The organism is Acidovorax sp. Root267 (assembly GCF_001429215.1).
GTDB lineage: Bacteria > Pseudomonadota > Gammaproteobacteria > Burkholderiales > Burkholderiaceae_C > Acidovorax > Acidovorax radicis.
The window spans coordinates 71,805-98,125 of sequence record NZ_LMJC01000007.1; the positions used below are offsets into that span (position 1 = coordinate 71,805).

Below are 26,321 nucleotides of genomic sequence, written 5' to 3' on the forward strand. Positions count from 1 at the left end.
CAGATGGGGCTGCATGATGGAAAACGGCTGATTGCCCCCGGCACTGCCGGTCGTTGTGCTGCTCATGGGCAGTTGGGTATTGGCGGTACCGCTTGCCGCGTATTGCGCATTGCGCTGGTTGGACCCGGCTGGTATGGCCGTGGCGCCGGGTTCCTGCTGAGTGCCCAGGGTAGTAGATGCCAGCGGGGCAGGGGCTGTGTGCACATGGGCTGGCATTTGCGTGCTGTTGAGCGTCTGGGTGCGCTCGCCCCCAATCTCACCCACGAGCACTGGAGGAAACCCCGGCCCCTGTCCTGTGCCGACGGGAACCCGGCCGCGCAAGTCCGGCAGTGCAAAGGTGTTTACCCCGTCGCCGCCGTAGGTGGTACCGAGAATGGCAAACAGTGCGGAGTTTTGGGAGATGCTGAGAAGCTGGCCATTGCAGAATGCCCAATTCCTCGGGGCGAAAGTGCCCGAGAACATTCTGATTTCACCCATCATTGGATTCATAGGTATTCCTCGTCAAGTCAAAAAATAGCCGGTTGTCCAGCCGCCATGTGCGGCTGAGGACACGGAGAGGGCGGGATAGGCTTGGCGCTCACGCCAAGCCTGGGCATTGAGCACGGTGGAGCGCTCCCACAGCGGGCCGACGCTGTCACTGGCGGTATCGGCCCACCTGCGTACACCGCGAGGGCCACTTAGTGAGGCTGTGTGCAGCGTTGCCCAAAGGTCGTGTGCGCTGGTCCCCGGGGTGGCCGCCGCCAGGGCGGTGCCCAGGCTGAAGCCCGCCTCGGCACCCAGCAGTGCGCCAGCGGTCCACGCAAGGCCTGCCTGTGCGAAGCCGGCCTTCCAACCAGGCTCTGCGATGTTGGCGGTGGGCCAGCTTGCCACGGTCCATGCACGAACGCCCGAGGCGCCATCGGAAAGCCAGGGAAACCCCGCCAATTCGGCGCGCAGCGAGGCCGTCTGGGCTTGCCACCATTGGGTAAAACGGTTCGCCTGAGAGCCGGAGAACAACGCGATCACCACGTCGGGTTGCTGCGAAACAATCGCCTGTTTCAGGTCACCAAACTCTGGTGAGCGTCCTGGTGCGCCTGCAATGTGGCGGCCCACGATCTGCCCGCCCAATGAGCGCCAGCGGTGCTGGAAGGCCTGGATGAAGTCATACCCCGACTCGTGCCAGCCCATCGACAGGAAAGCGCGTGGGCCACATTGCGCATGCACCTTGTCGGCCAAGGCAGATGCCATGGCACACAGCTCAAGACTGTGGCGAACCTGCAGGGGGTGGTGCTCCGAAGGGGCTGCGATGTCGGCCCCGCTGTCGCTGATCCAGAGGGGCACACCGGCCTTTTCCGTCAGGGCCAATACCTTTTTTGCCAGCAAAGGGGGCATCCACCCCATCACGGCATCGATCTTGCCGTCCTGCAGTGCGGACCCGATGGCCTTGGCAGGAGCTCCAGGCAAGGGGCCTGCCGACAGCCAGGTCAGCCCGACCTGCGAGGCGCCAGCCTGCGCCAGGCCCAGCTCCACGCCTTGCCGGTAGTCGTGTGCAAGCTGCGGCAGCTTTTCTGATGCGGGCGCGATGCCCAGAATGCGCCATTGGGGGCGAGTCGGGCCGACGGAAGCGAGAACAGGTGCCGAGAGCTGGACGCCGGTGGCCGCCACCGCTCCGCCCGTGGCCAGGAAATGGCGCCGATGCAGGGGCGCGATCATGGCAGTGCCTCCTCAACCAGCGGATGGGAGGTCGCCGAACGGTGGGACTGGCGCAAGTCCTGAATCCTCTGGTAGTGAGGGGCGATCCATTGTGCAGTCAGGGATTGGAGATGGTCGCTTGCCATGCTGTGTTTGGTTTCCGTGTCTGGAACATAGGCTTGGTGGGGGTGCTTGCCGTGCCGTGTGATGCGTTCGCGCATCCGCACACGATCATCTGCGGACATTTGCCAGCGCATGTGCACAAGCACGTTGGTTTCGATGGTGCCGGGCAGCTCGGTATGGTCGAGCAGCAGCGTGCGTGCGGGGTCGAACTCCCGGGCCATGGCCGCATAGATGTCGCCCAGCACCCGTGCGCAGTAAAGCTCAGGGTGCATGGCGGCCAGCTCCTGCAGGCTGAGGCCATCCAGGCAGGCGCCCAGTGTGCCCGGCACCAAGAAAAATGCGCGCTCTCGCATTTGCGAAACCAGCACCGACAGCGGTTCCCGGGCGAGGAACACCCAGCGCGCTTCGGGCCAGGCCTCGGCCACCAGCGGGGCTTTGTCCGTGTTCCAGGCGTCGAGCTTGAGGCTCACGGATTCGAGCCGTGGGCTGGCGCTGTCGCAGCGCTGGGCCCAGGCGCTGACCCATGCGCGCAGTGCACGCACGACCTGCGCCTTGTCGATGAGCCCGCTGGGCAAGGCCTGGCGCAGCAGAAAGTCCACCGGAGCGGGCTCCGACAGCTGCAGATGGTGCGGACTTTCGGCCAGCGCCTGCGTGATGAGCGTGGAGCCACAGCGCGACACGTGGAAGATGACGAGTGATGGATCCAGGCCCGGCGACTGCTCATGCCAGGCCAGCAGGTCGTGAAGTGGCGTCTGGCGCCGGAACGCCAAATGGAAAGGGCGCTGCATCTGGCTCTGGATGCCGTGCTGGAAGAAGGGCTCGCGCAGCGGCTCGTCGAGCAGGCGGATCCAGTCCACCATCACCTGGCCCTTGGCGATGTAGAAGCGGATCGGGCGCCAGCCGCTGAAGTTCACAGAATCCATTGTTCCACCCATGCGCGGCGCCCGGCCTTCAGGGCCGACTCCACATCCGATGCATCAAATTGAAAGCCCGCGTCCTGCCCCATGCGCACCGATTCGTGCACGAACTCGGTGGTGTTGGTGATGGCGCTGAGCCTTGCGGAGTGCTCTGCATCTGCTCCCACAAAGTCACGAAACCGGATGAACTGGCTCCACGGGTCGCTGGGGTCGGGCAGGGGCTCGCCGCCATCGCTGGCGCGGAAGGCCTCGAACAGGCGCATGTCCACCGAAGTGTCCGCCACCAGGTGGACCCGGGGCTGGCTGCCCCGGTTGCGCACGCGGTGCGGGAGCGATACGTCCACGTACCAGCACTCGCCGGCCCGCAGCGGGATGCGCTCGCCATCAACATGGAAGAACACCTGCTCGCCCGTCTGCAGCGGCACATGCAGGCGGGCCTCGCCGCGCGCTGCGCACACACCGGCATCGGTGTGCTCCTTGATCTCGCAGCCCGGCAGCAACTGCATGAGCCGCACGGACTTCCATGGCAAAGCCATGGTGTCCAGCATGGCGCACAGCGTGGGGCATTGTTCCAGGGCGGGCGTGTTGGCATAGCCCGATGCCGCCACATCAATAGGGACGATGTCGATGGGGGCCTCAGGCGCAGAACGCAGCGCAAGCGCCTGCCACCCGCCGTCGTGGCGGCCTTCGTTGAAATGCGTGCGCCAAAGGGACGCAGGCAGTGCATTCACCTCGGCCAGGGCGGCTGCGGTGTCAAACCGCCAGGGCAGTCGGGCTGTCCGCATGCCCTGCACCATCAGGCCTTGCGGCTGCAGGTAAGAAAGCGAGGATTCCGGAGACGTCATTGCGCGCAGATGGCGTAAGCGCTGCAGGTGGTGGTCAAGGTGGGAACGCGGTAGGAATTCAGAAGTCGAATGCTCCAACTTTGCACCGAAGCGCCGCAGGTGCCGCCCACCGTGGGGTAGTTGGCGGCGATGAACACGCCGCCCGTGTCGATCCCGCCAGCCCCGCTGGCACCCTCGTACCCGCCCCCTACAACCTTCTCCCCGGGCAGGCAGCAAGCGGTCGCGTTGCAGCTGTCCGCCGTGCCCGTGCCGGATGCAGTCCGCACGTTGACATTGAGCGATCCCGCAGGGCCTGGGAGGCCAGTCGCACCCGTGGCGCCTGTGGCACCTGCCGGGCCCACCGTGCCCGTGGCTCCGGTGGCGCCCGTGAGACCTGCTGTTCCTTGCGCACCAGGGCTTCCTGCAGGGCCGGTAGCGCCGGTCGCGCCCGCAGAGCCCGTGGCCCCCGTCGGGCCTGCTGCACCTGTTGCGCCCGTCAGACCAGCCGGGCCTGTCGCACCGGTGGCGCCCGTAGCCCCTGTGAGGCCAGCCGGGCCCGTGGCGCCGGTGGCTCCCGCAGTCACGCCCGGTGCACACTGGCCGAGCCGCCCGGTCGGGCCGTCAAAACACAGCACATTGGCATTGGTATTGGCGGTTCCTGACAAGCTGGGAACCCGCACTTCGCCGGAGTCCTGCACGCGCAGGCGCTCGGTATTGGCGGGCCCCTTGATCACGAACCCTCCACCGGGCGGCGGGGTGATGCTCACATCCGCAGCATGGACAGTGAAAGTGGCCAGTACCAGGCAGGCCTGGCCAGCCCAAAGCGACTTATAGGGAAAGGTGGTGCGTTGCATAGAGGTCGGGGACTAAGGATGCGGGTGGGCAAAGGAGGGCAGGGTGTGGCCCACGGTGCGCAAAAAGAGGGGTGGCTGATGGCCAATGGCCACACAGGTGTGCGCCATGGCCAGGCGCTGCAGGCAGCGTGGCGCGTGGCTGGGCACAGGCGTGCCTGCGGGCAGCCCCGAAGGCTGCGCAAATGCGTTCATTTTTTCTCCCTTGCGCTGGACTGTTTCTGGCGGCCATCGCGGCCGCCATGGCTGTAAGGCTCTTGTGGTTGCGCTGCCCAGTTTCTGACTGGTGTCAGTGCGGGCGCAGTGTGCAATAAAAAGCATACTGTGTAAATTTCTAAATGACATGTATCACGCGATACATGTCCGACATAACGATCCAGGGGGCCTGGTCGGCCTGGAGCGGTCTGGTTTTGAGGGCGCTGAAGTGGGTGTTTTTCCGTCTTCACTGTGCGGGGCGCCACAATCGGGCCATGGATTGGGACCATTTCCGCTACTTTCTGGAGCTGGCGCGCGCCGGTACGCTGGTGGGTGCCGCACGCCGCCTGGGCGTGGAGCACACCACCGTGTCGCGCCGCCTGCAGGCGCTGGAAAAGCAAGTCGGCTCGGCCCTGTTTGCCCGTGCAGCCGGGGGCCACCGGCTGACCGAGGCCGGGCGGCAGCTGATGCCCAAGGTGGAGGCGATGGAGGCGGCCTTTCTTGCGGTCGAGAGTGCTGCACCGGGTGTGCGCCAGGGGCTGCACGGCCTGGTGCGCATTGGTACCACCGAAGGGTTTGGCAACCTGATCCTGGCGCCCCAGCTGGCCCGCTTTGCGCTGGGCCACCCGGGCCTGGTGGTGGACCTGCTGGCGCTGCCCCGGCTGGTGCACCTGTCGCGGCGCGAGGCAGACATTGTGATTTCGCTGGAACGCCCGGCGCGCGGCGCGGTGCTGGTGGTCAAGCTCACCGACTACGTGCTGCAGCTCTACGGCACGCGCGGCTACCTGGCGGGCCATGCGCCCATTCACACGGCCGAGGACCTGCGCGGCCACACCTTCATCAGCTATGTGGATGACCTGCTGTTCAGCAAGGAACTGCAGATCCTGGACGAGTTGCACCGCCCCGCGCATTTTGTGCTGCGCAGCACCAGCATCCTGGCGCAGTACGAGGCGGCGCGCGCTGGTGCCGGGCTGGCGGTACTGCCCGCCTTCGTGGCGGCGCAAGACCCGTCGCTGGTCCCGGTGTTGCCCGGGGTGGCGCGGTTTCAGCGCACGTTCTGGATGTCGATGCCTGCAGAGAACAAACACGTTGCGCGCATGCAGGCGACCTGGGCGTTCTTGCGCGAAACCGTGGCTGCGCAGCAAGGGCTGCTGCTGCCAGCGGTCAATGCTATTGAATGAGGAGCTAATAGCGCCTCATGGATAAGCGCCAGGGCCAGTTTTGACGGTTATCTTCGCCCAGCGCCGCCTTTCTCTGGTCTTTTCTTTCAGCTGCCGGGTCTCTAGCATGTGTGGCGGATGCAGGGTGGATTCGCCGAATAAGGAGGCTTGCGATGGCCAAGTACCGGATATTGAGCCTGGATGGTGGCGGGCTGCGGGGGCTGATCACGGGACGGTTGCTCGCGCGGCTCAATGTCCAGCCGCAGATTGCGGGCTGGCTGGATACGGTGGATCTGTTTGCGGGCACCTCCACGGGCGGCATCCTCGCGCTCGGCCTGGCCTGTGGCAAGACGCCTGAGGAAATCTGCACCCTCTACCAGCAGCGCGGTGGCGTCATCTTTGACGACAGCCTGTGGGACAACGTGCGCGATCTGGGCAAGACGGTGGGCGCCGATTACTCCAACAAAGGCCTGAGAACGTGTTTGCGATCTCGCAGGGGTCGCGTTGGAGCGCAATCGGGATGAGTGGATGCTCCGGATGCGCTGCATGGGCTCATGCCCATGCAAGCAGCCGGGGCTTCCAATCGCCCGATTTCGCTCCAACCCTTCGGGCAGCGGTCTTGGCGGGCGGTCTGCGGCGTTGTTCTTAAGACCGAACTCAAGGCTGTGTTTGGCGACCTGCAGCTCAAGGACATCCTGCGCAAGGTGGCCATTCCCACGTTCGATCTCGACAACGAGGAGGTGGCCGCCAAGCGCACCTGGAAGCCCAAGATCTTCCACAACTTCAAGGGGGCCGATTCCGACGGCGAGCAGCTGGTGGCCAGCATTGCGCTGTACACCAGTTTGGCGCCCACGTACTTTCTTTCCGCCGACGGGTACATTGATGGTGGCGTGTATGCCAACAACCCCAGCATCGTGGCGCTGGCCCAGGCCATCTCCCGCCGCAACCAGCCTGCGGAGCGGGCGGCGCTCGACGAGGTGGTGATGCTCTCGCTGGGCACGGGTGTGAGCCTGACCTACATCAAGGGCCAGGCGCTTGACTGGGGCTATGCCCAGTGGGCGCAGCCGTTGATCAATGTGCTGATGGACGGGATTGCCGGCATCTCGGACTACCAGGCGCAGCAGCTGCTGGACGACCGCTACCCCCGGCTGCAGATTGTGTTCAATCCGAACGAAACCATTGCGCTGGACGCGGTGGACAAGCTCGGCCGCATGGACGAGATCGCCTCCCACCACCCGCTGCAGAACACCGTGGACTGGATTCGCACTGCATGAATCTAGCAGGCGGTGTGACACAGGAGGCTGCCCAAAACCGCCAGCGCCCTCGTCGTGCCCTGTTGCGATTGCTTGCAACGTGGCCGGGGCAGGGGCGCGTCCATGCGGGCTGCAGTGGATAGGATCGTCTCGCCCTGTACCCCAACCCGACTGCCGCCTTCATGACCACGACGCCCGCCGCCCCGCCAGCCTCCCGCCCTGCGCCGCCCCCCATCCGCACCCGCCAGCGTGCAGCAGCCGTGGTGCGGCGCGCGGACGGCCAGGTGCTGCTGCACCGCCTGGAGCGAGACACATTCTGGGCGCTGCCGGGCGGCGCCATCGAGCCGGGGGAGAGCGCCTCGGAGGCCATTGCGCGCGAGCTGCACGAAGAGCTCGACACGGCCGTGGCCCTGGGAAACCTGGCCTTTGTGGTGGAAAACTTCTTCTGCCATGCCGGTGACTCGTACCACGAGATCGGGCTGTACCTGCATGCGACCCCGCTCCCCGGGTCGTTGCTGTCGGCCTCTGACGGGCCGTATGAGGGCGTGGAGGGCAACCAGACGCTCATCTTTGCGTGGTTCCCCCTGCATGAGCTGGCCGCGCTGGACCTGCGGCCCGCCTTTTTGCGCAGCGCGTTGGCCGAGCCTCCCAGCTCGGCCGGGGCGCTGCACATCGTGCACCGCGATGCACCCCAGCCAGCGTCCGCCATTGTGGATACTCCGCTGTCTTTTTCTTGAACCGAGGCCCTTGCGATGAAACTGCTCCAGGTTTGCCATGCCCGCAATGCCCGCCACGCGGCACTGATTTTTCTGGTGGCCCTGGCCGCCTGTGGTGGTGGGGGCTCGGCCGATGGGCCCACCGCAGGTGCCGATGCGCCATCTCCGGCCCCGGCCCCGGCGCCCGCACCGGGTGCATCCCCTGCGCCCTCTGTGCCCGGTGCGCTGTCGCCCACCTACACCGGCGAAGGCACGTTCTACGGCGCCACGGGCGAGGGCAACTGCACCTTCGACGCGAGCCCCGGCAACCTCATGGTGGCGGCGATGAACGGCCCTGACTACGCGGGCAGCGCCGTCTGCGGCCAGTTCGTGGCGGTGACCGGGCCCAAGGGGTCCATCACCGTGCGCATCACCGACCAGTGCCCCGAGTGCAAGACGGGCGACCTGGACCTGAGCGAGTCCGCATTCGCCCGCATTGCCGACCCCGTCGCGGGCCGCGTGCCCATCCGCTGGCACGTGGTGCCGGGTGATCTCACCGGCCCGGTGAGCTACCGCTACAAAGAGGGCAGCAGCCGCTGGTGGGTGGCCATCCAGGTGCGCAACCACCGACTGCCCATCACCGGCCTGGCGATCAAGCCCAGCGGCAGCGCGGACTGGATCGCCGTCGCGCGGACCGACTACAACTACTTTGTCCACCCCAGCGCAATCGCCACCGGCCCACTGCAGGTGCGCATCACCGCCCTGGGCGGGGCGACGCTGATCGACACCCTGCCAGAGCCCTCTGACGGGGTTGTCGTCGCGGGGGCGGGGCAGTTTCCATGATCCATGTGCCGGTTTCGCCCCTGCCATCCTCTGACCACCTGGCGCCGCACCGTGAACTCTCTTGAACTCCAGTCCTATCTGCACCAACACATTCCCTTGTCCCAGGCCATGGAGGTCACCGTGGTCGAGGCATCGCCGCACCAGGTGGTGCTGAGCGCGCCACTGGCCCCCAACATCAACCACCGCGAGACGGTGTTTGGCGGCAGCGCGTCGGCCGTGGCCATCCTGGCCGCCTGGTCGATGCTGCACCTGCGGCTGTCCGCTGAAGGGCTGGGCAGCCGCCTGGTGATCCAGCGCAACACCATGGACTACCTGGCGCCCATCGACGGCACCTTCACCGCCGTGGCCCAGGCTCCTGCGCCAGAGGTTTGGCAGCCGTTCACCCGCATGCTGCAGCGCAAGGGGCTGGGCCGAATCGCGCAGGCTTCCGCGCTGCACTACCAGGGACAGCCTGCGGGCCAGCTGGTGGGGGAGTTTGTGGCCTTTGGGCCGGGCTATCCATAGCCGTTGCAGCCGTTGCGGTACAACACGCGATCCAACGACTTCACCGGAGCACAGCACATGGGATTGTTTGACGGCGTGATGGGCAACGCATCCAAGATCGATGCCGCCAAGATCCAGGAGGAATTCAGCCGCATCCTGGCCCCGGGCGAGGTCGTGGAGCATGCCTACCAGCTGATCCGCGATTACTTCGTGTTCACCAACAAGCGGCTGGTGCTGGTGGACAAGCAGGGCATGACGGGCAGCAAGGTCGAGTACCACTCTCTTCCGTACAAGAGCATCACGCACTTCAGCATAGAGACCGGGGGTACGTTCGATCTGGATGCGGAGCTCAAGATCTGGATCTCTGGCTCAGCGGCGCCATTTCAAAAGCAGTTCAACAAGAAGCTCAGCATCTATGAGGTGCAGTCGGTGCTGGCTGGCTACGTGCTGAAGTAAGGCTCATTTCGCGGTTTCATCCGGGCATTGCGGCGGTGGGAGGCGCGTACCCTCGGCTCACTGGGCGAAGCGGTGGCCTGTCTTTTTGACACAGGCACCGAGGCTTTCGCCACACAGGAGTTCACAGCGATGTCCCCCCTTCTCTCTGGCCTTGCTTCGGTCGCGTCCTTGATTTTCAACGCCACCTCCGGCGGCCCCGGCAAGTCGGCCGCGTCGCGGCGCAGCGGGGCCGATGTGGAACCCGAGCCATCTGCCGTGCTTACCCTGAGCCCGCGGGCGGAGGCTCTGGCGGGCTTTGCAGGCAACGGCATCCTGGTGTCGCAGGGCAAGTTGGAGAACGCCCTGGGTGCGGTGGCACGTGGCAGCGCGGGTTCGGCCGCCAATGCAGCGTCGGCCGCATTGTCGGGCCGCCCGGTGTCCACACAGGATTTTCAGGAACTGCTGACCCGTTTTGGCGCCGACGATGCGCAAAAGGCGCAGCTGACGGCGGGGTTTGATGCGGACAAGGATGGCTCCATCACGCAGGATGAATTCTTGAAGGGCCTGGCCAAGACCAAGGGCGTCCAGGCGGGCAGCGATTTTTCGCAGGCCGTGATGCAACTGATGGACCGCAACGGCAATGCGGATGGCAGTGTGGCGGACAAGGAGTTTGCAGCGTTTTCGACCGCGTTTGCCGCGACGGGCGCCAAGCGGGCCGGCGTGGCGTAAGCGGCGGCTGTGTCTGGGCGCGATACGCGGTTCCACTCACAAAAAAGCACAACGGCCCACGAAGGGCCGTTGTGCTTTTTGCGGTGGCCGCGGCCTCTTTTCTGAGGCTGGCGGCATGTGCACGGTGCGGTCAGAGGTCTATATCCGACCCATCAGCAGCAAGATCACCAGAATCAGCACCACCAGGCCAATCCCGCCACTGGGTCCGTAGCCCCATGAGCGGCTGTGGCCCCAGGTGGGCAGTGCGCCGACCAGGATGAGGATCAGGACGATCAGGAGAATCAGCGAAAGTGACATGGCGGTTCCTTGTTGTGGGTTGCGGTGAATGCATTGTTGGGCGCATCCAGCGCGCTACCCGCAGGTGCCACGCCCGCACGGCGGTCAGGGTTTTCCGACACGCCGTGTGGGATGGAGGGCTGAGGTCGTGCTGATGGGAAAAGATGAAATGCTATCGAAAATATAGCTGCTAGCGCTTTATGGATAAGCGCTAGCGGCCAATTTTGCTCAAATTAGTGCGCCCCGGCTGCATCCGCAGCACCTGCGCCCCCCGTTCTGGCGGGGCGGCGGGTCAGCCAGATCAGCCCAATCAACAGCAGGAACAACCCGGCCGAGCCCAGAAAGATGTCGTTGGCCGCACGGGTGAACGCCTGCTGGTCGATCAACCGGTTGACCTGCGCCAGCGCCTGCAACTGGGTGAGCCCCGTGGCAGTCAGGCTGTCGAGCGTTTGCGCAAACACCCCCTGGCCTTGCACCAGCCCTTCGGTCAGGTGCGCGTGGTGCATGGCGGCGCGGCTCTCCCACAGCGTGGTGGCGATCGACGTGCCCATGGCCCCGGCGGTGATCCGCACAAAGTTGGACAGGCCCGCGGCGGCGGGGATGCGCTCTGGGGCAATGCCCGCCAGCGTCAGCGTGGTCAGCGGGATAAAGAAGAACGCCATGGCCGCGCCCTGCAGCAGGGTGGGGATCAGGATGTGGATGAAATCCGTCTGCACTGTGAACTGCGAACGCATCCACAGCACGATGCCGAACACGATGAACGCGCCCGTGGCCATGCGGCGCGGGTCCCACTGGCCCACCTTTTTGCCGACCAGCGGCGTGAGCAAAATGGCAAAGATGCCCACCGGCGCCAGCGCCATGCCGGCCGAAGTGGCGGTGTAGCCCATCCACTGCTGCAGCCACAGCGGCAGCAGCACCACGTTGCCAAAGAACAGCGCATAGGCCACCGACAGCGCCAGCGCACCAAAGGTGAAGTTGCGGCCCTTGAAGAGTCTCAGGTCCACCACCGGGTGCTTTTCGGTCAGCTCCCACACCAGGAACACCGCGAACGCCACCACGGCGACCACGGCCATGGTGATGATCTCGCCGGAGGCGAACCAGTCGAGCTCCTTGCCCTTGTCGAGCATGAGCTGCAACGCACCGACCCACAGCACCAGCAGGGAGAGGCCCACCGTGTCGATGGGCAGCTTGCGCATGGGCGTCTCGCGCTTGCGGTAGATGCCCCAGGTCAGCAGCCCGGCCAGCAGGCCCACGGGCACGTTGATGTAGAAGATCCACGGCCACGAGATGTTGTCCGTGATCCACCCGCCCAGCAGCGGCCCCACCACGGGCGCGACCAGCGTGGTCACCCCCCAGAGCGCCAGCGCCGTGCCTGCCAGGGCCCTGGGGTAGCTGGCGAGCAGCAGCGTCTGGCTGAGCGGGATCATCGGCCCGGCCACCAGACCCTGCAGCACGCGGAAGAACACCAGCATCTCGAGCGACGAGGCAAAGCCGCACAGCCAGGACGTGAGCACAAAAAGCAGCACGCTCATGGTGAACAGGCGCACCGCGCCAAAGCGCTGCGTGAGCCAGCCCGTGAGCGGCACCGAGATCGCATTGGCCACGCCAAAGCTGGTGATGACCCAGGTGCCCTGGCCGGGGCTCACGCCCAGGTCACCAGCAATGGCGGGGATGGAGACGTTGGCGATGGACGAATCCAGCACGTTCATGAACGTGGCCAGCGACAGGGACAACGTGCCCAGCAGCAAGGCCGTGCCTTGCAGCGGTGGGTAGGCGGCAGGTGGTCCGGGCGGGGCAGGGGGGGGTGTTGCAGCAGGCGCTGAATGGGCGGGTGCCTGGTCTGCAGTGGGGTTGGCGGCAGTCATGCTCTATTCACCCTGTTTATTGCACCACCGGGGACTGCATGGCGGAGGGCGCTGGGGCCGATGCATGCTTTCGGGCTTGCACAGGCGCCTGTCCGCTGACTTTGGGCGACGCCACGGCCACTGCAGCCTTGCTGCGGCCCAGGTTGGCCGCAATGATGTGCGCCACTTCGTCGTCGGCGGCCTTGAATTGCGCGTCGAACACGGCGGTGGCGGCCACGGGTGTGGTGCGCTGCGTGTCGGCCAGGGTCTTGCCACTCTGGTCGGCGGTGTCCACCTTCACTTCCATCGACAGGCCCACACGCAGCGGGTGCTCGGCCACTTCCTTGGGGTCGAGCGCAATGCGCACGGGCACCCGCTGCACCACCTTGATCCAGTTGCCCGTGGCGTTCTGTGCAGGCAGCAGCGCAAAGGCGGCGCCGGTGCCGGCGCCCAGGCCCGTCACCGTGCCGTGGTACGTGACCTTGGTGCCATACACGTCGGCTTCCAGCTCGGCGGCCTGGCCGATGCGCAGGGTCTTGAGCTGGCTTTCCTTGAAGTTCGCGTCCACCCACAGGTCGTTCAGCGCCACCAGCGTCATCAGCGGTGCGCCGGCTTGCACACGCTGGCCCACCTGCACGCCGCGCTTGGCGATGTGGCCGTCCAGCGGCGCCACCAGCTGGGCGCGCTGTACGGCCAGGTAGGCCTCGCGCACGCGGGCCGAGGCGCGCTGCACGTTGGGGTGCTGCTCGATGGAGGTGCCTTCGGTCTGCGTCTGGCTGGCGGCCAACTGCTCCTGGGCGGCCACCACGGCGGCCTGGGCTGCGGCCACCGTGCTCTTGGCGGCGGTGACCTGGGCGTTGGCGTGCTGGAACTCTTCCTTGCCCACGGCGCCGCTGGCCATCAGAGGGGCGCGGCGGTTCACGTCGTCCTGCAGGCGCGCGGCTTCTGCCTGGGCGCGGGCCAGGTCGGCGCTGCGCAGGCTGACCTGGGCCTTCAGGGTGGAGTTGTTGGCGAACAGGGTGCGCACTTCACGCACGGTCTGCGCCAGCTGGGCCTCGGCCTGCTCCAGCGCCACGCGGGCGTCGGCAGGGTCGAGCTTGACCAGCAATTGGCCGGCCTTCACGTAGTCGGTGTCGTCTGCACCGATGGAGACGACCGTGCCGCCGACCTGCGGCGTGATCTGCACCACGTTGCCCGCCACATAGGCGTTGTCGGTGGTCTCCACATGGCGGCCGTTGGCCCAGTGCCAGCCACCCCAGCCAATCGCCACCAGCGCAACGGCGGCGGCAATGATCGTGAGGCCGCGGCGGCGGGCGGTGTTGGCTTCGTTGGCGGTGAGGGGTTCGCTGTGGGCGGTCATGGCAGTGGTCTTTCAGGAATGTGTTGTTGTGTGGTTTTTAATCGGGTCGGGCCTTGCCAGCTACTCACGCAACTGGCGCGGCCGAGGCCAGTGCACCCGTGGAACTGGCTTTGCCAGGCCACTGGGTGCGTTCCCCTCCCGCGAAGCGAGAGAGGGGGAAGACGCGAAGCGGCTCAGGGGGTGTTTCATACCGCCGTGTCGTCCGTCCAGCCGCCGCCCAGGGCCTTCATCAGCACCAGGCGTGTGTCGAGCTGGCGGGCACGCAGGTCCACGGCCAGGCGGCGCTGGGCCAGCACCTGGCTTTCGGTGGAGAGCACCACCAGGTAGTTGCCCAGACCCGCGCGGTAGCGCTCCTGCGCAAAGAGGTAGGCTTTTTCGGCGCTGGCCACAGCGTCGTCCTGCAGCGTTTGCTGGCGGTTGAGCGACTGGATGGAAGCCATCGCGTCGCCAGCTTCCTTCACGGCATCGAGCACGGCGCCGTTGTATTGGGCAATGGCAACGTCCAGCTCGGCCTGGCGCCCTCCCAGCTGGGCGCGCAGGCGGCCACCATCAAAAATGGGCAGGCGCAGCGCGGGCGTCACGCCCATCTGGCGCGAGCTGCCGTTGAACAGCCGGTCCAGGCCCAGCGAGTTCAGGCCGATGAAGGCACCGATGTTGATGTTGGGATAGAACTCGCTGCGCGCGCTGTTCACGCCCTGGGTGGCTGCCTCCACGCGCCAGCGCGCGGCCACCACGTCGGGGCGGCGGCCCAGCAGGTCGGCACCCAGCACCTCGGGCACGGCGGTGGGTTGCAGTGCGGCGAGTTGCGGCGTGACCGTGGGCAGCGCGTCGGGCGCCTGGCCGGTCAGCACAGCCAGCTGGCGGCGGGCCAGGGTGATCTGTTCTTCGAGCGCTTCGATCTGCGTGCGTGCATCGGGCACGGCGCCCTGGGCCTGGGTCAGCTCGACCTGGCTATCGAGGCCTGCGGCGGTGCGCTCTTGCGTCAGGCGGCGTTGCTCCTCGCGCTGGGCCAGGGCCCGCACGGCAACATCGCGCTGCGCCACCAGCCGGGCCAGCGCCACGTAGCTGCGGCCCACCTGCGCGGCCAGGGTATTGGCGGCGGCTGCTGCATCAGCCTGGGCGGCGCGGGCCTGGCCGAGGGCGGCCTGCAGCTCGGCGGCATGCTGGCCAAAGAAGTCGGGCGACCAGCTCAGCGAGGCCTGCACGGTGCCGCTGTTGTACGTGTTGCCTGCCACCGGCGCGGGCACCAGTCCGTTGGCGGTGTAGCGCTGGCGGGTGGCGTCCACGCCCAGCGTGGCCTGCGGGCCGTTGGCGGCCTCGCGCACCTGGCTCAGTGCCACGGCCTGTTCCAGCCGGGCGCGGCTCACGGCCAGGCTGGGGTTGCCTTGCAGGGCCTGGTCGATCAGGGTGTTGAGCTGTTCATCGCCCAGCGCCTTCCACCATTGGGAGGGGGCGGCAGTTTCGGTGGCTGCAGCGTTCAGGCCGGCGGCCGACGGGGTGGTCTGCGCCAATGGTGTGTGGCTGGGGCCAGGGTTGGCGCAGCCGACCAGGAAGAGGGCGGCGGCCAGGGCAATGGCCGATACCGCCAGGTGGGCGACAAGGGCAGAGCGGGTGGACAGCGGAGCAGGGGCGGTGGGGGTCACGGAAATCTCCAGAATGGTTTTTGGGTGTTGTGTGGAGGAAAACGAGGGCGTTGGAAACGGGCATGGCCTGGGCCAGGGCCATCGGTGGCGCCCCCCTTCAGGGGGAAGGAGGCGCCGAAGGCGGCACAGGGGGTTTTCCGTTCACGAGCATGCGGCGCAGCATGGACAACAGCAGTTGCCATTCGTCATGGCTGAAGTCGCTGAGGTGGCCGTTGAGCACGTCGGCCAGCACCGGGGGCACCAAGGCGGCGATGCGTTGGCCTTCGGCGGTGAGCTTGAGCTGCACCACGCGCCGATCGACCGTGGAGCGCTCGCGCACGACCAAGCCTTTGGCTTCCATGCGGTCCAGCGAGCGGGTCATGGAGGCGGGGTCAGTCTCCAGGTCGCGCGCCAGACTGGCCACGGTGGCGGTCTCGTTCAGCGAGAGCTTGAACAGCGGCAACCATTGCGCATAGGTCAGTTCGTGGGATGACAGCTGCGCATCGGCCTGGGTGCGGATGGAAGACATCACCTTGCGCATCAGGTAGCCCACGCTGTTCTCAGGCTGCAACTGACCCGCGTTGTAGAACCCCGCGTGGGGCAAAGAAGGCTTGGAGGTGTCGGAAGTCATGGCGGTGAATTTAATTGACTAGACAATGATTGTCTTTGCAATTAAATAAATACCGCGACAATAAAATGGTTATAAGAAGCGATAATTTGCTATATAAAGCATAGCTTGTAACGCTTTTGGAATAAGCGCTGGAGGCCGATTTGGCACTAATTTCCATCGCTGGGCGGGGCGCGCGCTATTTTCCAGTGCCCAAGCGGGCTGACCGCGGCCGTTCTACCGCTCGGTCAGATGCTGAGCCCAAGCTGGTAGCGGCTGGGCCAGTGCCTTGACCTCGACGGGCGAGCACACCGCCACCAGTTGCGGTCCGGTGCCGTCGGCCTCTGCCGCGTCATACAGGTAGGCCACGTCGGCTCGCCTTACGGCCTGGGCCAGGTTGTCCATGGTGCGGGGGTAGCGGGCCAGGATGCGTTCGGGCGGCACCGCGTGCCCGCCTTCGCGCACGCGCTGCGCCACGCGGGCCAGCAGCCGGGCCGGGTCGTTCAGCGCCACGATGTACAGGGCCACGGTGTAGCCGCAGCGCTGAGCTTCTTCGATCAGCGCCAGTTTGGAGGGGTGCGAAAACACGGTTTCGCTGGCGAAGTCTGCGCCTTTGCTCATCAAGGCAGCGCGGCGTGCATCGGCCCAGTGGCGCGCCGCTTCGGACCGGGCTTCGGGGTCAGCAATGTGCTGCAGGTGCGCCTGTTCGTACAGATCGGCGTTCACAAACTCCAGCGGCGGGCCCAGGATGCCTTCGCGCACCAGGGCGCGGTACAGCGTGGATTTGCCCGCGCCGTTCGGGCCTGCCAGCAGGTGGAACCAGCGGGGTGGCGTGTTGTGGCGGGGCGGCGGGGAGGGCTGCAGGGCGGGGGCCACCATGCAAGGTCAGACGACAGGGGCGGCGGCTTTGGCCTGGTTCTCCAGCACCACTTCACGCACCCGCTGCGCCAGCGTGCCGCGCGTTTGGGCTGCCAGCAGGCGGGCAGTGAGTGCGTCCACCGACGCGGGGGCTGCCAGGGTGGCGGGGCGCGCGGCAGCGGCTTCATACTGCTCGATGGCGCTGCGGGCCTCTTGCACGCTCAGGCCCGTGTGTTCCACGATCTGGCCCAGCGTGGCCCAGTATTCGATCTGGCTGGCCACCGAGCGGCGCATGGGCTGCGCGGCCTGGCGGGCCTGCTCCACCAGGTGGGCGGGGAGCTTGACGGAAGAAAAGGCGGTGGCGGACATGGTGATCTCCTGATTGGCGCATTTTGCGCCAATCAGGGTGAACTGGCAATGCGCGTGGGGGCGACCTGGGCTTCGGGCGGTACCATGCCTTGCCTTCCGCCCCCTTCCTTCCTGCTCATCCCCGAATAGCCGCCAGCCGCCCCATGACTGCCACCACCACACCCGCTTCCGCCCCTGCTGCCACCGCACCCTTGCGTTTTGCTGTGATGGGCGCTGGCGCCGTGGGCTGCTACTTCGGTGCCTTGCTCGCCCGGGCGGGCCATGCCGTCACGCTCATCGGGCGGCCCGCCCATGTGCTGGCCGTGCGCGACCACGGGCTGCGGCTGCAGACGGCGGCGATGGATGTGCAGGTGCCCCTGGCGGCCAGCACCGAGGCCAGCGCCGTGCAGGGGGCGGACGTGGTGCTGTTCTGCGTGAAGTCGTCCGACTCGGAAGACGCCGCGCAGCAGATCCGTCCCCATCTGGCGCCTGGCGCGCTGGTGCTGACCTTGCAGAATGGTGTGGACAACGACGAACGCGTGCGCGCCGTGCTGAACGCCAGCACCCCCGTGGCAGCCGCTGTGGTCTATGTCGCCACTGCCATGGGCGGCCCGGGGCATGTGGTGCACCATGGCCGGGGCGAGCTGGTGATTGCACCTTCGCCACGCAGCGACGAGGTGGCCCGCCAGCTCACGGCGGCGGGCATTCCCACCCAGGTGTCAGACAACGTGCGCGGGGCGCTCTGGGCCAAGCTGGTGCTCAACAGCGCCTACAACGCGCTGTCGGCCCTGTCGCAGCAGCCCTACGGCCCGCTGGTGCAGGTGCCCGGCGTGACGCAGGTGATTGCCGACATCGTGGCCGAGTGCCTGGCGGTGGCTGCTGCTGACGGAGTGACGATTCCGGGCGATGTGCAGGCGGCGGTGCGCGGCATCGCCAGCACCATGCCCGGGCAGTATTCGTCCACCGCGCAGGATCTGGCGCGTGGTAAACCCACCGAGATCGACCATCTGAATGGCTATGTGGTCAAGCGCGGCGCCGCCTTGGGCGTGCCGACGCCGCTGAACCACGCGCTGCAGGTGCTGGTCAAGTTGGCCGAGATGAAGCGCGCTGCTGGCTGAACCGTGGGGCCGTCAGGCCAAGGCCGCCTCTTCCAGCAACCGCTCGCGCACTTCCTGCGCGGCCTGCACCATGTGGCGCAGGGCGGCTTCGGTCTCGGGCCAGCCCCGGGTTTTGAGGCCGCAGTCGGGGTTCACCCACAGGTGCTCCACGGGCACGACCTCGGCGGCTTTTTCGAGTAACGCGGCCATCTCCTGCACGCTGGGCACTCGGGGCGAGTGGATGTCGTACACGCCGGGGCCGATCTCGTTGGGGTAGCGGAAATCACCGAACCCCTGCAGCAACTCCATGTCCGACCGGCTCGTCTCAATCGTGATCACATCGGCATCCATGGCCGCGATGGCGGGCAGGATGTCGTTGAACTCGCTGTAGCACATGTGGGTGTGGATCTGCGTGTCGTTGCGCACGCCGCTGGCGCTGATGCGGAAAGCGCGCGTGGCGCGCTCCAGATAGCTCTTCCACCCCGCGCGGCGCAGCGGCAGCCCTTCGCGGATGGCGGGCTCGTCGATCTGGATGATGGCGATGCCGGCGGCTTCGAGATCACACACCTCGTCGCGGATGGCCCAGGCGATCTGGTCGGCCGTGGTGGCGCGCGGCTGGTCGTCGCGCACAAAGCTCCATTGCAGGATGGTGATGGGGCCGGTGAGCATGCCTTTCATGGGTTTGGCGGTGAGGCTCTGCGCGTACTGTGTCCAGCCCACCGTCATGGGCGCGGGGCGGGCCACATCGCCGTAGATGATGGGCGGCTTCACGCAGCGCGAGCCATAGCTTTGCACCCAGCCGTTGGCGGTGAAGGCAAAGCCGTCGAGCTGCTCGCCAAAGTATTCGACCATGTCGTTGCGCTCGGCCTCGCCATGCACCAGCACGTCAATGCCCAGGGCTTCCTGCTTGCGCACGGCCAGGGCAATTTCAGCTTCCATATTTTGCTGGTAATGGGCTGCGTCGAGTGCCCCGCGCTTGAAGGCGGCGCGTGCGGCGCGGATCTCTGCCGTCTGCGGGAACGAGCCAATTGTGGTGGTGGGCAACAGCGGCAGCTTCAGCCGTGCGCGCTGGGCCTTTTGCCGGGCAGGGAAGGCGCTGGCGCGCTGGTCGGCCCCTGGCGCGGCCGCAGCAATGCGGGCCGCCACGGTGGCGCGGTGCACACGCGGGCTGGCGCGGCGGGCGGCCAGGGCGGTGCGGGCGGCGTGCAGTTCGTCGTCCACCGCTGCTTCGTCTTGTGACAAGGCGGTGGCAAGCACGCGCAGCTCATCGAGTTTTTCCACCGCAAACGCCAGCCAGGATTTCACTTCGGCGTCCAGCTGCGTTTCGGCCTCTAAGCTGAACGGCACATGCAGCAGCGAGCACGACGGCGCCAGCCACAGCTCGCCCTGGTGCTTGTCGGCTACGGGCGGCAGCTTTTGCAGCGCCGCATCCAGGTCGGTGCGCCAGATGTTGCGGCCATCCACAATGCCCACCGACAGCACCTTGTGCGAAGGCAACCAGTCCGCCACGCCCACCAGTTCGTCGGGCGCGCGCACGGCATCCACATGCAAGCCAGCCACGGGCAGCTGGCAGGCCAGGCGCAGGTTCTCGGCCAGGGGGGAGAAGTAGGTGGCCAGCAGCAGCTTGGGCGCTGTGCGGGCGAGTTGCCAGTAGCTGGGCTCAAAGGCATGGCGCCACACATCGGGCAGGTCCAGGCCCAGGATGGGCTCGTCGATCTGCACCCATTCCACGCCCTGGGCCTTCAGGCGTGCCAGCACGGCCTCGTACACGGGCAGCAGTTGGGCCAGCAGGCTGAAGCGGTCAAAGCCCGCCGCCTTGGATTTGCCCAGCCACAAAAAGCTCAGCGGCCCCAGCAGCACGGCCTTGACGCGGTGGCCCAGTGCCTGGGCCTCGGCCACCTCGGCAAACAGGCGCTCGCTGGCCAGGTGGAACTGGGTGTGGGCGCTGAACTCGGGCACGAGGTAGTGGTAGTTGGTGTCGAACCACTTGGTCATCTCCAGTGCGGGCTGGCCTGCGGTGTGGTGCGTAGCCTGGCAACCGGCGCTGCAACCCTGGTGGTCGTCGGCGGCCTTGGCCGATACGCCCCGCGCCATTGCAAAGTAGCGGGCCAGCTCCGGCGTGTGGGCATCAAAGCCAAAGCGCGCAGGCTCGCAGCCCAGCAGTTGGATGTGGTTGGCCACATGGTCGTATAGCGCAAAGTCGCCCACGGTCACAAAGCCCAGGCCTGCATCGGCCTGCGCCTGCCAGTGTTGCTGGCGCAGCTGGGCGGCGGTGGCTTGCAGCTCTGGCTCGGTGCTGTCGCCCCGCCAGAAGGATTCGAGCGCGAATTTCAGCGCACGCTGCGCCCCCATGCGCGGAAAGCCCAGGGTGTGCGTGCGCACAGGGCGGCGGGTGGTTGGAGCGGCGAGCGACATGGTGATTTCCTTCTTCTGAATGGAGCAATGCAATGAAGGCACCGATGGTCGCGCGAGCTCGTTTATTATTCAAACGAAAGTTTTAGTCGATTAACTTGAAAATTAATAATGAACCAGTCGATTCTGGAAGTGCGCCACCTGCGCACGCTGGTGGCCTTGCGCGACAGCGGCAGCCTAGTGCGGGCTGCGCAGCTGCTCAACCTCACGCAGTCGGCGCTGTCGCACCAGATCAAGCTGCTGGAAGACCGCTACGGCCAGCCGCTGTTTGAGCGCAAATCGGTGCCGCCGCAGTTCACCGCCGTGGGTGAACGCCTGTTGGCCCTGGCCGATGCCATGCTGCCCCAGGTGGAAGGCGCCGAGCGCGACATCGCCCGCCTGGTGCTGGGGCAGGGTGGGCAGATGCGCATTGCGGTGGAATGCCACACCTGCTTTGACTGGCTGATGCCCGCGATGGACGCCTTTCGCACCCGCTGGCCCGAGGTGGAGCTGGACATCGTGAGCGGCTTTCACGCCGACCCGGTGGGCCTGCTGCACCAGGGCCGGGCCGATGTGGCCATCGTGTCCGAGGTGGATGCCGACGAGGCGGGCGTGGACTACCACGCGCTGTTTGGCTTCGAGATCCGCGCGCTGCTGGCCAACACGCACCCGCTGGTGGCCAAGCCGCACCTGGTGGCGCAGGACTTTGCCGACCAGACCATCATCACCTACCCCGTGCCCGACGAAATGCTGGACCTGATCCGCCAGGTGCTGGAGCCCGCCGGTGTGCGCCCCCCGCGCCGTACCACCGAGCTGACGGTGGCCATGCTGCAGCTGGTGGCCAGCGGGCGCGGCGTGGCGGCGCTGCCGCTGTGGGCGGTGCAGAGCTACCTGGACCGGGGGTATGTGACGGCGCGGCCCATCGGAAGCAACGGCCTGCGCGGCGAGCTGCACGCCGCCTGCCTGCCCAGTCTGTCGGCCAAGCCGTATCTGCAGGACTTTGTGCAGGTGACGCGCGAGACCAGTTTTGTCACGCTCAAGGGCGTGGAGTTGTTGTGATTGGCTCAGGCGCGTACTTGTCGCCCACTTCTTCGCGCAGCGGGTGGGTGTCGTAGACGATGTTCATGTCGCGGATGCGGGTGCTGCCCGCATCGAACGTGAACACATCCACGCAGGTGAACGTCACCTCGCGCCCATCGTTCAAGGTCCAGTCGTAGCGGAAATAGGCGGCCACCCGCACGGCGCCGCCGTTGTCTGGTTGCGCGGAGACGAACAGATCCAGCACGGTGATCACGCTGCCGTTGGAAGCCTGGGCGAGCTTTTGGAAAAAGTCCTTCGCGCGCATGGTGCCCAGAAAGGGCGAATGCACCACGCCATCGTCTTCAAAGCAGGCAATCAGCCCGTCGGTATGGCTGGCATGCAGGTGGGCGAGGTAGGTGCGGACGGTATCGATGGGGGTATGGCTCATACGTGGCGATGCAAAGGGCGCGGAGTGGAGTGCGTAGCTTCGCCAACTCCGCGCCGCACGACAAGAGACAATGGTGGCTTATACATAAAAGGTGTTTATGTATCTGCGCTACCTGCAATACCTCCACGCGGTCATCGAACAGGGCTCGTTCGCCTTGGGGGCCAAGGCCTGCGGCGTGTCGCAGCCTGCGATCAGCCATGGCATGAAGGTGCTGCAAGCCCACTTCGCGCAGCCCTTGCTGGTGCGCGAGGGGCGCCGCCATGTGCCCACCGACCTGGCCCGGGCCGTGGCTGCGCAGGCCCTGCCCCTGGCACGAGGGGTGGAGGCGCTGCCCCGCGCGTCAGCGGTTGCGGCAGACCGCCATCTGCTGCGGGTGGGGCTCACGTATTCAGCGGCGCTGGTCTGTGGACCGCTGCTGTATGCCAGCTGGTGTCTGCCCAACGCCCGGCGCTCGCTGGAGATGGCGACGGCCGATGAAGGCAGTCTGCTGGAAGGCCTGCTGCAGCAGCGATTTGATGCGGTCATTGCCCCCAAGCCGCGCAAGTTTGCGCATCCTGACGTGGTGGAGCGGCGCCTGTACGAGTTGCATCCCCAGGTCTATGCGCGCAAAGGCCACCCTATGGCCCAGGCCCGGTCACTGGCGCAACTGCAGGGCGCCGCGTGGGCGTGTGTGGGGCCCAGTGTCAGCGGGCCGGTGGATGTCTTGACGGAAGCGCACCGCGTGCGGCGAATGCCGGCCCCAAGGATGGCGGCGCGCTGCCCCGACTTTGCCAGCATGCTGCATCTGATGGCGCAGTCCGACCTGCTTGCCGTCGTGCCACATCCTGCTTTGCTGGGCGGGGCGGCCGCGCTGGTGGCGCCTCTGCGGCTCGCGGAATCCTTGCCGCTGTACGGCATGTGGCTGTTCGAACTGGGTGCCCGAAAGTCCCGGCTCGGCCCGGAGGTGTTTGCGCCCATCGGTTGAACATCGCTCACCGAGGTTGATGGAAAAATTGCAAGATTGCGAAGTGTTTGAAATTGGCATTGCAAGACTCCATAATCGCCTTTCTTCATCTCACCGCAGAGCCGTCGCACCATGCACCACCCGCACTCAGCCCCTTCACTTGTCCGCCCCTTGATGGCCTCTCTCGCGCTGGCGTTTGCCGCCACCCTGGCCCACGCTGCACCTGTGGCTGAGGTCCATGCGCTGGCCCAGAAGGAGCAGCAGCCGCTGCTTGACACCCTGCGTGACCTGGTGCACATCGAGTCGGGCAGCAAGGACATCGAGGGCCTGAACCAGATCGCCGAACGCATTGCCAGCCAGCTCAAGCAATTGGGCGGCGCGGTGGATGTTCTGCAGACCAACGACATCTACCGCCTGGACGATACGCCCGAGAAGGTCGGCCCCGCCGTGCAGGCCGTGTTCAAGGGTTCGGGCAGCAAGAAGATCATGCTGATCGCGCACATGGACACGGTGTACTTGAAGGGCATGCTCAAAGCCCAGCCGTTTCGCATCGACGGCGACAAGGCCTACGGCCTGGGCATCTCGGACGACAAGCAGGGCATTGCGCTCATCATCCACACCGTGGCCCTGCTGCAAAAGCTCAACTTCAAGGACTATGGCACGCTCACCGTGCTGATCAACGGCGACGAGGAAATCAGCTCGCCCGGCTGGCGCAGCACCATTACCCGCGTGGCAGCCGAGCAGGATGTGGTGTTGTCGTTCGAAGGCGGCGGTACCGATGGCACGCTGCGCCTGGCCACCAGCGGCATTGGGGCTGCCTACCTCACGGTGCAGGGCAAGGCATCGCATGCGGGCGCCAAGCCCGAAGACGGAGTGAACGCGCTGTACGAGTTGTCGCACCAGCTGCTGCAGATGAAGGACCTGTCGAAAAACGACGAAGGCCTCAAGCTCAACTGGACGGTGTCCAAGTCCGGCACCAACCGCAATGTGATTCCCGCCGAGGCCACAGCCCAGGCCGATGCGCGTGCCCTGAAGGTGGCGGACTTTGACGGGCTGGAGAAGTCGCTGCAAGAGAAGATCAAGACCCGGCTGCTGCCCGCATCCAAGGTGGACGTGAAGTTCGAGGTGCGCCGCCCGCCACTGGAAGCCAGCGAAGCATCGCGCCGCGTGGCGGGTTACGGCAAGGTGATCTACCAGGAGCTGGGCCTGCCGCTCAACGTGGTCGAAAAGGCGACGGGCGGTGGTACCGATGCAGCATTTGCGGCGCTCAAGACCAAGGGTGCCGTGGTGGAGGGCATGGGCCTGTCGGGCTACGGCGCGCACTCCAACGACGCCGAGTACGTGCAGATCAACACCATCGTGCCGCGCCTGTACCTGGCCACGCGCATGGTGATGGACATCTCCAAGGGTGTGTTGAAGTAACCGGGACGGCGCGCCCCTGGCGCGCGCGTTTCTAGGCCCTCGCCGACGCATGCCGGCGAGGGCTTTTTTACATCAGGCGGCCGGTACGGGCACGCGCACGGAACCCCTGGCGTAGAAGGATTCCAGGTTCTCCAGCACCAGGTCTGCCATGGCACGGCGGGTTTCGTGGGTGGCGCTGGCGGTGTGCGGGGTCAGCACCACGTTGTCCAGCGCCATCAGCGCGGCGGGCACGCTGGGTTCGTTCTCAAACACGTCCAGCCCGGCACCGGCGATGCGGCGTTCGGTCAGCGCTTCGATCAACGCGGCCTCATCCACCACACTGCCGCGCGCCACATTGATGAGGTAGCCGTGCGGGCCCAGGGCGTTGAGCACATCGCGGTTGACGAGGTGGCGCGTGCCAGTGCCACCGGCGACGGTCAGCACGAGGTAGTCGGCCCACTGCGCAAGCGCAGTCAACGACTCGAAATAGGACAGTGAGCAACCTTCGGCCGGGCGTCGGTTGTGGTAGCCCACCTCCATGCGGAAACCGCTGGCGCGCTCAGCCATCGCCTGGCCGATGCGGCCCATGCCCACAATGCCCAGGCGCTTGCCCGACACCCGGGTTCCCAGTGCGAAGCGGGCCTGGGGCCATTCGCCGCGGCGCACAAAACGGTCACTGGCTGCAATGCCGCGCGACACATCCAGCATCAGCGCAAACGCCATGTCGGCCACGCAGTCGTTGAGCACGCCGGGTGTGTAGCCCACCTGTACGCCACGCGCCTTGGCAGCACCGATGTCCAACGCGTCAAAACCCACGCCGAAACTGCTGATGACCTGCAAACGGGGCAGGGCGGCAATGACCTCGGCCTTGAGGCCGATGGATGCCGTCGTCACCACCCCGGTGAATTCCGCGCCCTGTGCGGCCAGAAAGGATGCCGGATCGGGCTGGTCGGCCAGACAGGCGACGTGGTACCGGGTTGCCAGTTCGGCCTCCAGCGCGGGAAGGGGCAGGCGGCCGATTTGCAGAATGCGGGGCTGGGAATTTTCTGTCATGGGCTTCGTTGAGCTGAAGTGCAAAAACAAAGGGCCGCACGCGGCGGCCCTGCGGGTTACATCATGCCGCCGTGCGCACGGCCTGGCGGGCCAGGAGCTTCCACTGCCCGCTTTGTTGCTGCCACACGCCCAAGATCTTGATCTGCACCTTGCCGGGCTTGCCCGAGTCGTTGGTGTCAGCCGTGAGGGTGTGGCGCACGATGGCGGTGTGGCCCACGACCTTGATGGTCTGGTCGGAGATGGCGATGGTCACGAAGTCGGACTTGCCTGCGACCAGGTCGCCGATGAAGCTGTCCTTGGTGTCCACACGGCCGCCGGAGTGCCCGTAGCTCAGGTCGTCTGCCACCAGGGGGGCCAGCGCGGCGGGTGTGGGGTCGATCATGGCCAGGCGCAGGCGTTCGGCAGCAGCGGCCACGGCCTGCTCGGACCCGGCAGATGCGGTGGTCGTCGCGTGGGTGGCGCAGCCGCTCAGCGTGACAAGGGCCAGGGCGCCGGCTGCGGCGAGGATGAGAGTCTTGAGCATGTGGTGTGTCTCCGTAATGGTGTTGTATTGGCGTGCCGTGCGGGCACCACGCGCCCGTGCACGGCCAGGCGCGTGGTGTGAGGTGTATGGAAATCGCTGGAAAAAAGGGCCTGGAAAACCAGGCCCTTGACTCACTTTCGAGGTGCTTACTGCGGGCCGAGCTTGTCGATGAGCGCCTTGAGCTCTTCCATCTCGCCGGGCTTCAAGTCCGTGAGCGGAGCCCGCACCGGGCCACCGTCGTGGCCCACAATCTTGGCGCCCGCCTTGATGATGCTCACGCCGTAGCCTTCCACCCGGTTGCGAATCGCCAGGTAAGGCATGAAGAACTCCTTGAGCAACTTGTGCTGCGTG

At 66.3% G+C, this 26,321-nt stretch carries 28 protein-coding genes and 2 pseudogenes; 12 read left to right on the forward strand and 18 right to left on the reverse strand.

Translation table 11 applies throughout. The annotated features are described in order from the left end of the window. Nucleotides 1-315: 315 nt before the first annotated feature. The 6 genes and pseudogenes from ASE39_RS27070 to ASE39_RS08410 all read right to left on the reverse strand — a co-directional run. Nucleotides 316-489, reverse strand: a pseudogene (locus ASE39_RS27070) (tail fiber protein); the annotation flags it as partial. Between the two features lie 12 nt (nt 490-501). Continuing rightward, a complete protein-coding gene (locus ASE39_RS08390) occupies nt 502-1,692 on the reverse strand; it encodes a hypothetical protein (protein WP_057270835.1) in 1,191 nt (396 codons plus the stop codon). Continuing rightward, nucleotides 1,689-2,717, reverse strand: a complete 1,029-nt coding sequence (locus ASE39_RS08395; RefSeq protein WP_082615365.1) for a hypothetical protein — start codon at nt 2,715-2,717, stop codon at nt 1,689-1,691. The genes ASE39_RS08390 and ASE39_RS08395 overlap by 4 nt, the downstream gene beginning before the upstream one ends. Continuing rightward, nucleotides 2,705-3,556 carry an aspartyl/asparaginyl beta-hydroxylase domain-containing protein gene (locus ASE39_RS08400; protein WP_057224594.1) on the reverse strand — a complete coding sequence of 284 codons (852 nt, stop codon included), beginning with the start codon at nt 3,554-3,556 and terminating at the stop codon, nt 2,705-2,707. The genes ASE39_RS08395 and ASE39_RS08400 overlap by 13 nt, the downstream gene beginning before the upstream one ends. After that, complete coding sequence (locus ASE39_RS08405) at nt 3,553-4,389, reverse strand: collagen-like protein (RefSeq protein ID WP_057270837.1); 837 nt, start codon at nt 4,387-4,389, stop codon at nt 3,553-3,555. The genes ASE39_RS08400 and ASE39_RS08405 overlap by 4 nt, the downstream gene beginning before the upstream one ends. Nucleotides 4,390-4,401: 12 nt before the next feature. Then, nucleotides 4,402-4,581, reverse strand: coding sequence for a hypothetical protein (locus tag ASE39_RS08410; RefSeq protein WP_057270838.1), 180 nt, complete (start codon nt 4,579-4,581; stop codon nt 4,402-4,404). A 275-nt stretch (nt 4,582-4,856) separates the two neighbouring features. Between ASE39_RS08410 and ASE39_RS08415 the strand changes: the two genes are divergently transcribed. From ASE39_RS08415 to ASE39_RS08450, 8 genes are all read left to right on the forward strand, one after another. Next, complete coding sequence (locus tag ASE39_RS08415) at nt 4,857-5,762, forward strand: LysR family transcriptional regulator (protein WP_057224591.1); 906 nt, start codon at nt 4,857-4,859, stop codon at nt 5,760-5,762. Between the two features lie 152 nt (nt 5,763-5,914). After that, complete coding sequence (locus ASE39_RS08420) at nt 5,915-6,265, forward strand: patatin-like phospholipase family protein (RefSeq protein WP_057270839.1); 351 nt, start codon at nt 5,915-5,917, stop codon at nt 6,263-6,265. A gap of 30 nt (nt 6,266-6,295) precedes the next feature. After that, on the forward strand, nt 6,296-7,015 hold the full coding sequence (locus ASE39_RS08425) for a hypothetical protein (RefSeq protein ID WP_158004246.1): 720 nt from the start codon (nt 6,296-6,298) through the stop codon (nt 7,013-7,015). A 161-nt stretch (nt 7,016-7,176) separates the two neighbouring features. Beyond that, nucleotides 7,177-7,731, forward strand: coding sequence for an NUDIX hydrolase (locus ASE39_RS08430; RefSeq protein WP_057270841.1), 555 nt, complete (start codon nt 7,177-7,179; stop codon nt 7,729-7,731). A gap of 15 nt (nt 7,732-7,746) precedes the next feature. Then, nucleotides 7,747-8,532, forward strand: a complete 786-nt coding sequence (locus tag ASE39_RS27270; RefSeq protein WP_057270842.1) for an expansin EXLX1 family cellulose-binding protein — start codon at nt 7,747-7,749, stop codon at nt 8,530-8,532. A 51-nt stretch (nt 8,533-8,583) separates the two neighbouring features. After that, complete coding sequence (locus ASE39_RS08440; RefSeq protein ID WP_242421385.1) at nt 8,584-9,036, forward strand: YiiD C-terminal domain-containing protein; 453 nt, start codon at nt 8,584-8,586, stop codon at nt 9,034-9,036. 57 nt (nt 9,037-9,093) lie between these two features. Next, nucleotides 9,094-9,471, forward strand: a complete 378-nt coding sequence (locus tag ASE39_RS08445; RefSeq protein ID WP_010459026.1) for a PH domain-containing protein — start codon at nt 9,094-9,096, stop codon at nt 9,469-9,471. Between the two features lie 129 nt (nt 9,472-9,600). After that, complete coding sequence (locus ASE39_RS08450) at nt 9,601-10,179, forward strand: hypothetical protein (RefSeq protein ID WP_057270858.1); 579 nt, start codon at nt 9,601-9,603, stop codon at nt 10,177-10,179. 138 nt (nt 10,180-10,317) lie between these two features. Here ASE39_RS08450 and ASE39_RS25735 read toward each other — a convergent pair whose 3' ends face one another. The 7 genes from ASE39_RS25735 to ASE39_RS08480 all read right to left on the reverse strand — a co-directional run bounded on the left by ASE39_RS25735 (nt 10,318) and on the right by ASE39_RS08480 (nt 17,115). Next, the gene (locus ASE39_RS25735) at nt 10,318-10,476 is read right to left on the reverse strand and encodes a DUF3309 family protein (RefSeq protein ID WP_007856361.1); all 159 of its coding nucleotides are present in this window, start codon (nt 10,474-10,476) and stop codon (nt 10,318-10,320) included. 212 nt (nt 10,477-10,688) lie between these two features. Further along, complete coding sequence (locus tag ASE39_RS08455; RefSeq protein WP_057270844.1) at nt 10,689-12,320, reverse strand: DHA2 family efflux MFS transporter permease subunit; 1,632 nt, start codon at nt 12,318-12,320, stop codon at nt 10,689-10,691. Nucleotides 12,321-12,336: 16 nt separating this feature from the next. Next, entirely contained in the window at nt 12,337-13,659 is a 1,323-nt protein-coding gene (locus ASE39_RS08460; RefSeq protein ID WP_057270845.1) for an HlyD family efflux transporter periplasmic adaptor subunit, read from the reverse strand. Between the two features lie 185 nt (nt 13,660-13,844). Continuing rightward, nucleotides 13,845-15,302 (reverse strand): efflux transporter outer membrane subunit, encoded by a 1,458-nt coding sequence (locus tag ASE39_RS08465; RefSeq protein ID WP_082615366.1) that lies wholly within the window; start codon nt 15,300-15,302, stop codon nt 13,845-13,847. 97 nt (nt 15,303-15,399) lie between these two features. Continuing rightward, complete coding sequence (locus ASE39_RS08470; RefSeq protein ID WP_010459009.1) at nt 15,400-15,912, reverse strand: MarR family winged helix-turn-helix transcriptional regulator; 513 nt, start codon at nt 15,910-15,912, stop codon at nt 15,400-15,402. Between the two features lie 213 nt (nt 15,913-16,125). Further along, nucleotides 16,126-16,767: a zeta toxin family protein gene (locus ASE39_RS08475; RefSeq protein ID WP_057270846.1), complete on the reverse strand. Its 642-nt coding sequence runs from the start codon at nt 16,765-16,767 to the stop codon at nt 16,126-16,128. A 6-nt stretch (nt 16,768-16,773) separates the two neighbouring features. After that, nucleotides 16,774-17,115 (reverse strand): hypothetical protein, encoded by a 342-nt coding sequence (locus ASE39_RS08480; protein ID WP_010459005.1) that lies wholly within the window; start codon nt 17,113-17,115, stop codon nt 16,774-16,776. A gap of 143 nt (nt 17,116-17,258) precedes the next feature. On the opposite strand from ASE39_RS08480, the gene ASE39_RS08485 reads away from it, so the two are divergent. Continuing rightward, a complete protein-coding gene (locus ASE39_RS08485) occupies nt 17,259-18,212 on the forward strand; it encodes a ketopantoate reductase family protein (protein WP_057270847.1) in 954 nt (317 codons plus the stop codon). A 12-nt stretch (nt 18,213-18,224) separates the two neighbouring features. Here the strand turns inward: ASE39_RS08485 and metE are convergent, their stop codons facing one another. Continuing rightward, nucleotides 18,225-20,606, reverse strand: a complete 2,382-nt coding sequence (metE, locus tag ASE39_RS08490) for a 5-methyltetrahydropteroyltriglutamate--homocysteine S-methyltransferase (protein ID WP_057270848.1) — start codon at nt 20,604-20,606, stop codon at nt 18,225-18,227. 108 nt (nt 20,607-20,714) lie between these two features. Here metE and ASE39_RS08495 point away from each other — a divergent pair, with 108 nt between their 5' ends. Continuing rightward, on the forward strand, nt 20,715-21,641 hold the full coding sequence (locus ASE39_RS08495; RefSeq protein ID WP_057270849.1) for a LysR family transcriptional regulator: 927 nt from the start codon (nt 20,715-20,717) through the stop codon (nt 21,639-21,641). Here the strand turns inward: ASE39_RS08495 and ASE39_RS08500 are convergent. Beyond that, nucleotides 21,619-22,050, reverse strand: coding sequence for a nuclear transport factor 2 family protein (locus tag ASE39_RS08500; RefSeq protein WP_057270850.1), 432 nt, complete (start codon nt 22,048-22,050; stop codon nt 21,619-21,621). The two genes, ASE39_RS08495 and ASE39_RS08500, sit on opposite strands and share 23 nt — an antisense overlap. A 97-nt stretch (nt 22,051-22,147) precedes the next feature. Between ASE39_RS08500 and ASE39_RS08505 the strand changes: the two genes are divergently transcribed. Beyond that, on the forward strand, nt 22,148-23,014 hold the full coding sequence (locus ASE39_RS08505) for a LysR family transcriptional regulator (RefSeq protein ID WP_057270851.1): 867 nt from the start codon (nt 22,148-22,150) through the stop codon (nt 23,012-23,014). Between the two features lie 111 nt (nt 23,015-23,125). Continuing rightward, nucleotides 23,126-24,415 (forward strand): M20/M25/M40 family metallo-hydrolase, encoded by a 1,290-nt coding sequence (locus ASE39_RS08510; protein WP_057270852.1) that lies wholly within the window; start codon nt 23,126-23,128, stop codon nt 24,413-24,415. Nucleotides 24,416-24,487: 72 nt separating this feature from the next. On the opposite strand, the gene ASE39_RS08515 is transcribed toward ASE39_RS08510, so the two are convergent. The 3 genes and pseudogenes from ASE39_RS08515 to ASE39_RS08525 form a co-directional block, all read right to left on the reverse strand. Further along, the gene (locus tag ASE39_RS08515) at nt 24,488-25,447 is read right to left on the reverse strand and encodes a 2-hydroxyacid dehydrogenase (RefSeq protein WP_057270853.1); all 960 of its coding nucleotides are present in this window, start codon (nt 25,445-25,447) and stop codon (nt 24,488-24,490) included. 61 nt (nt 25,448-25,508) lie between these two features. Continuing rightward, the gene (locus ASE39_RS08520; RefSeq protein ID WP_010458989.1) at nt 25,509-25,970 is read right to left on the reverse strand and encodes a nuclear transport factor 2 family protein; all 462 of its coding nucleotides are present in this window, start codon (nt 25,968-25,970) and stop codon (nt 25,509-25,511) included. Nucleotides 25,971-26,116: 146 nt separating this feature from the next. Then, nucleotides 26,117-26,321: pseudogene (locus ASE39_RS08525) on the reverse strand (5-dehydro-4-deoxyglucarate dehydratase); the annotation flags it as partial.

Coding starts and splice junctions, on each gene's coding strand:
- ASE39_RS08390 (WP_057270835.1), bottom strand. CDS start 1,692: ATGATCGCGCCCCTGCATCGGCGCCATTTCCTGGCCACGGGCGGAGCG.
- ASE39_RS08395 (WP_082615365.1), bottom strand. CDS start 2,717: ATGGATTCTGTGAACTTCAGCGGCTGGCGCCCGATCCGCTTCTACATC.
- ASE39_RS08400 (WP_057224594.1), bottom strand. CDS start 3,556: ATGACGTCTCCGGAATCCTCGCTTTCTTACCTGCAGCCGCAAGGCCTG.
- ASE39_RS08405 (WP_057270837.1), bottom strand. CDS start 4,389: ATGCAACGCACCACCTTTCCCTATAAGTCGCTTTGGGCTGGCCAGGCC.
- ASE39_RS08410 (WP_057270838.1), bottom strand. CDS start 4,581: ATGAACGCATTTGCGCAGCCTTCGGGGCTGCCCGCAGGCACGCCTGTG.
- ASE39_RS08415 (WP_057224591.1), top strand. CDS start 4,857: ATGGATTGGGACCATTTCCGCTACTTTCTGGAGCTGGCGCGCGCCGGT.
- ASE39_RS08420 (WP_057270839.1), top strand. CDS start 5,915: ATGGCCAAGTACCGGATATTGAGCCTGGATGGTGGCGGGCTGCGGGGG.
- ASE39_RS08425 (WP_158004246.1), top strand. CDS start 6,296: ATGCCCATGCAAGCAGCCGGGGCTTCCAATCGCCCGATTTCGCTCCAA.
- ASE39_RS08430 (WP_057270841.1), top strand. CDS start 7,177: ATGACCACGACGCCCGCCGCCCCGCCAGCCTCCCGCCCTGCGCCGCCC.
- ASE39_RS27270 (WP_057270842.1), top strand. CDS start 7,747: ATGAAACTGCTCCAGGTTTGCCATGCCCGCAATGCCCGCCACGCGGCA.
- ASE39_RS08445 (WP_010459026.1), top strand. CDS start 9,094: ATGGGATTGTTTGACGGCGTGATGGGCAACGCATCCAAGATCGATGCC.
- ASE39_RS08450 (WP_057270858.1), top strand. CDS start 9,601: ATGTCCCCCCTTCTCTCTGGCCTTGCTTCGGTCGCGTCCTTGATTTTC.
- ASE39_RS25735 (WP_007856361.1), bottom strand. CDS start 10,476: ATGTCACTTTCGCTGATTCTCCTGATCGTCCTGATCCTCATCCTGGTC.
- ASE39_RS08455 (WP_057270844.1), bottom strand. CDS start 12,320: ATGACTGCCGCCAACCCCACTGCAGACCAGGCACCCGCCCATTCAGCG.
- ASE39_RS08460 (WP_057270845.1), bottom strand. CDS start 13,659: ATGACCGCCCACAGCGAACCCCTCACCGCCAACGAAGCCAACACCGCC.
- ASE39_RS08470 (WP_010459009.1), bottom strand. CDS start 15,912: ATGACTTCCGACACCTCCAAGCCTTCTTTGCCCCACGCGGGGTTCTAC.
- ASE39_RS08475 (WP_057270846.1), bottom strand. CDS start 16,767: ATGGTGGCCCCCGCCCTGCAGCCCTCCCCGCCGCCCCGCCACAACACG.
- ASE39_RS08480 (WP_010459005.1), bottom strand. CDS start 17,115: ATGTCCGCCACCGCCTTTTCTTCCGTCAAGCTCCCCGCCCACCTGGTG.
- ASE39_RS08485 (WP_057270847.1), top strand. CDS start 17,259: ATGACTGCCACCACCACACCCGCTTCCGCCCCTGCTGCCACCGCACCC.
- metE (WP_057270848.1), bottom strand. CDS start 20,606: ATGTCGCTCGCCGCTCCAACCACCCGCCGCCCTGTGCGCACGCACACC.
- ASE39_RS08495 (WP_057270849.1), top strand. CDS start 20,715: ATGAACCAGTCGATTCTGGAAGTGCGCCACCTGCGCACGCTGGTGGCC.
- ASE39_RS08500 (WP_057270850.1), bottom strand. CDS start 22,050: ATGAGCCATACCCCCATCGATACCGTCCGCACCTACCTCGCCCACCTG.
- ASE39_RS08505 (WP_057270851.1), top strand. CDS start 22,148: ATGTATCTGCGCTACCTGCAATACCTCCACGCGGTCATCGAACAGGGC.
- ASE39_RS08510 (WP_057270852.1), top strand. CDS start 23,126: ATGCACCACCCGCACTCAGCCCCTTCACTTGTCCGCCCCTTGATGGCC.
- ASE39_RS08515 (WP_057270853.1), bottom strand. CDS start 25,447: ATGACAGAAAATTCCCAGCCCCGCATTCTGCAAATCGGCCGCCTGCCC.
- ASE39_RS08520 (WP_010458989.1), bottom strand. CDS start 25,970: ATGCTCAAGACTCTCATCCTCGCCGCAGCCGGCGCCCTGGCCCTTGTC.